The following is a 3,461-nucleotide window of genomic DNA, read 5'->3' as shown; positions in this document are numbered from 1 at the left end:
GTTCCGGCGCTGCGGGCACCGTCGCCGTCGGGGAGGCCCGATTGTCAGTGGGGGGCGCTAGGGTGCCGTCCGGGAAGCCCGACCAGGACGGGTCGGTGCGACAGGGGGAGGGCGTCATGAGCGACGGCATCCGGTGGCTCGCCGAGGGCGACGACCGGCTCAGCGGCGTCCTGTTCGCGCGGGGGATCCCGCCCGAGGAGGTGGCCCGCCGGATGGGCGCGGACGTGCGCGGCCCCGCCGGCCCGGTCAGCGGCGCGGAGGTGTGGGACCTCGACATCGAGGTGTACCGGCCCAGCGAGGACGGCGACGGCGTGGTCCGCGTCGGGGCGTCCGGCGACTGGTCCTTCGCGATCGAGTACGGCGACTCCACCGGCGCCGACCTGCTCACCGAGATACTGACGTTGGCGCTTCAAGGTGATTGGCCTGTTTGTGTAGCTGACTGACGGTCATTTGCGCGCTATGCCGTTGGTATGCGTTATGCGGATGGGGGCGGGCTGACGGCGAAGGCACGTCAGCGCCGCGAGGTGGTGCGGCTGGAGGCCGCCGCGTTGTTCGACGAAGGCGTTCCGCCGGGGGAGGTTGCCCGCAGGCTGCGGGTGACCGCGAAATCGGCCTACCAGTGGCACCAGGCCTGGCGCCAGGACGGTGTCGGGGCGCTGGCCTCACGGGGACCGGGTGGGCAGCGGTGCAAGCTGTCTGCGCGGTGCCGGGAGAAGCTCGCCGAGTACCTCGAGCAGGGGCCGGCCGTGCACGGCTGGGACCAGGACCAGGTGTGGACCGGCGCCCGGGTGGCGACCCTGATCGGCCGCAAGTTCCACGTGTCCTACAGCGTCTCGGGGGCCACCCGTCTGATGCACCGCCTCGGCTTCACCCCGCAGGTCCCCGTGCGGCGGGCCGCGGAACGCGACGAGCAGACCGTCACCGCGTGGAGGGAGGCGACCTGGGCGGAGGTAAAAGCACCCGGGCGGCCTGCGACGGATGGCTCTGCTTCGAGGACGAGGCCGGGTTCACCCGCAGACCGCCCACAGGACGCACATGGGGACAGCGCGGCATCACCCCGGTCGTGAAGGTCTGCGGCCGGGGCTCCGGGAGAGTCTCGGCTGCCGGGCTGATCGCGATGCGACCGGGCTCACGAACCCGGCTGTGCCACCGGCTGCGGCGCCACACCGGCCGAAAGGGCGAACGCCGCAGCCTGTCCGAACGCGACTACATCGGCCTGATAGACGGGGCCCATCAACTGGTCAAGGCACCGATCGTGCTGGTCTGGGACCGGCTCAACACCCATGTCTCCCACGCCATGCGCGACCTGATCAGCGCCCGGGACTGGCTGACGGTGTTCATCCTGCCCGCCTACGCACCCGAGCTGAACGCGGTCGAGTACCTGTGGGCCCACGTCAAACGCAGCCTCGCGAACCTCGCCAGCGTCGCCCTCGACCGACTCGAAGCCCTCGTCCGCAACCGCCTCAAGCGACTGCAGTACCGCGCTGACGTCCTCGACGGCTTCCTCGCCGGGACCGGACTCTCCCTCGACCTCCCACCGCCATCACCTTGAAGCGCCGAGGTCAGTAGCCCGCGGCGGCGTCGAGGTCGTCCACTACCGCCCCATGGCCGAGCACCCGCCGGCCCTGCTCGACTACGCCCGCGACGGCGCCGTCCTGTGCGGCTTCGGCCTCGCCGAGGAGCGCTGGCGCTGGGGCAGCGAGCCGGACCTCCTGCTCCCCGTCCTCGTCGCCGCCGGCGTCCTCCACCCCGACGGCATCACCCGCGCCGCGCCCCCCGGCGAACCCCTCTCGGACGCCCACCGCCGCACCCTCGGCGCCGTCGAACGGCACTTCGGCCTCAGCCTGCCCCAGGCCGTCCTCGACGGCGCCCGCCTCCCGGTGTACGCGGTCCGAGGCACGCCGGACCTGGTGCTGCGCTAGCGCCGTGGCATGAGCGGGCCCGTCACGCCCACGGCTCGGAGAAGGACCGTCCGGGCACGGGCTTGGCGACGAGGGCGATCGCCACGAAGAAGTTGACCTGCCCGATCGCCAGGGTCAGCGTCGTGAGCGCCTTCTCGTCGTAGTGCTCGGCCACCTCGGCGTACAGCGTGTCCGGCACCCGCTCGGCGCCCCGCTCGGCCGGCTGGAGCACCGCCTCCACCAGGGCGAGCGCGGCCCGCTCGGCCGGGGTGAAGTACGGCGAGTCCCACCACGTCGCCACCGAGTCGATCCGCTCCTCCGTCTCCCCGGCCTTGCGCAGGAAGCCCGTGTGCAGCACGGTCAGGTAGGTGCTGCCGACGATCTGCCCGGCGCGCAGCTGCACCAGGCTGATCGTCGTCCGTGGCACCGACCGGTTGCCGGTGGCCCGGAACAGCGCCGCGGACACGTCCGCCAGCTCGGGCACGAGCTCCCCGGGATCCGTCGCCAGCCGCGGCCGCAGCGGGACCTCGGTGGTGATCGGTCGCGGCTGCATCGTCGTGTTCTCCGACATCGTGTTCCCCTCGGTTGGTGCGGGCCGTGTTTTCGGCGCCTTCACTGACTCGACCCGTCCCGGGAGGGGTTTGTGACAGCCGGACGAGAATTTCCTCAACTTTTTTCGGCGGGGCCGGACGCCAGGCGGCGAGGTGGGTGCCGAGGACGGTGGCGGCGTCAGGTGTGGTTTCGCGCAGGGCGACCATGGCGGCGGTGATGACGTCGCACAGCTCGCCCTGGAGGTCGGCCATCGTGTGGCTGACGCCCTTGCGGGGGTTGGCGCCGAGGACGCCCAGGAGGGCTTCGGCGACCTCGCCCGCCTCCTCCTGGATCTTCACCACCTGGAGCGGGAGCAGGGGTTGACCGATGGTCGCCCGGTGAGCGGTCAGGTGCCGGTGGATCTCGTCGATCACCGCCCACACCCTGGGCTTGCCGTCCTGGCGGCCGTTGGTGACGAGGATGTCCACGTTGTCGAACTCGCTGCTCAAGGCGGTCTCCGTCCTGTTCGTACCCGTGTGACGGTCCTACCCCGGATCGTCCCCGGGGACCCGGCAGGATGTCTGAGCAGGGGGAATACCGGTCGGTATCATGCCGCTGGGGGATCGTCAGCGGGGAGGGGTGTCGGTTGGTCGGCGAGGGCGGGAGTTCGGGGGGACTGCGGTTCGCGGTGCTCGGGCCGCTGCGCTGTTGGCGGGACGGGGTGGAGGTGCCGCTCGGCTCGCCGCAGCAGCAGAGCCTGCTGCTGGCGCTGCTGTTCCGGGCGGGCCGGCACGTCTCGGGTGCGCAGCTGATCGACGACCTGTGGGGCGACGAGCCGCCGGCCCGGGCGACCGGAGTCGTCCGGACGTACGTCCACCGGCTGCGGCGGGTCCTCGGGGCCGAGGCGCTCGCGTCGGTCGGCGGCGGGTACCTGTTCGCCGTCGGCAGCGGCGGCCTGGACACCGCGCGCTGCGAGGAACTGCTGGCCCAGGGCCGCGCCCGGCGCGCCGACGGGCGGAACGCCGACGC

General features: G+C 72.3%; 5 protein-coding genes and 1 pseudogene. 5 read left to right on the top strand and 1 reads right to left on the bottom strand.

All coding sequences use genetic code 11. The annotated features are described in order from the left end of the window. Positions 1-116 precede the first annotated feature (116 nt). The 4 genes and pseudogenes from AB0O00_RS32995 to AB0O00_RS32980 all read left to right on the top strand — a co-directional run bounded on the left by AB0O00_RS32995 (position 117) and on the right by AB0O00_RS32980 (position 1,922). Entirely contained in the window at positions 117-443 is a 327-nt protein-coding gene (locus AB0O00_RS32995) for a hypothetical protein (RefSeq protein WP_363658087.1), read from the top strand. 27 nt (positions 444-470) lie between these two features. Then, positions 471-1,067, top strand: a complete 597-nt coding sequence (locus AB0O00_RS32990; protein WP_363658086.1) for a winged helix-turn-helix domain-containing protein — start codon at positions 471-473, stop codon at positions 1,065-1,067. After that, positions 1,046-1,552: pseudogene (locus tag AB0O00_RS32985) on the top strand (transposase); the annotation flags it as partial. The gene AB0O00_RS32990 and the pseudogene AB0O00_RS32985, both read left to right, overlap by 22 nt. Before the next feature lie 52 nt (positions 1,553-1,604). Then, on the top strand, positions 1,605-1,922 hold the full coding sequence (locus tag AB0O00_RS32980) for a hypothetical protein (protein WP_363658084.1): 318 nt from the start codon (positions 1,605-1,607) through the stop codon (positions 1,920-1,922). A gap of 22 nt (positions 1,923-1,944) precedes the next feature. On the opposite strand, the gene AB0O00_RS32975 is transcribed toward AB0O00_RS32980, so the two are convergent. Continuing rightward, a complete protein-coding gene (locus AB0O00_RS32975) occupies positions 1,945-2,454 on the bottom strand; it encodes a carboxymuconolactone decarboxylase family protein (protein ID WP_363658089.1) in 510 nt (169 codons plus the stop codon). Between the two features lie 624 nt (positions 2,455-3,078). Between AB0O00_RS32975 and AB0O00_RS32970 the strand changes: the two genes are divergently transcribed. Then, positions 3,079-3,461: winged helix-turn-helix domain-containing protein (locus tag AB0O00_RS32970; RefSeq protein WP_363658082.1), on the top strand; the 383-nt coding region annotated here is incomplete at its 3' end.

It is taken from the genome of Kitasatospora sp. NPDC093558, from assembly GCF_040683475.1.
GTDB lineage: Bacteria > Actinomycetota > Actinomycetes > Streptomycetales > Streptomycetaceae > Kitasatospora.
Note: the sequence above shows the minus strand (reverse complement) of the source record. Positions and strands in the feature narration are given on the sequence as shown.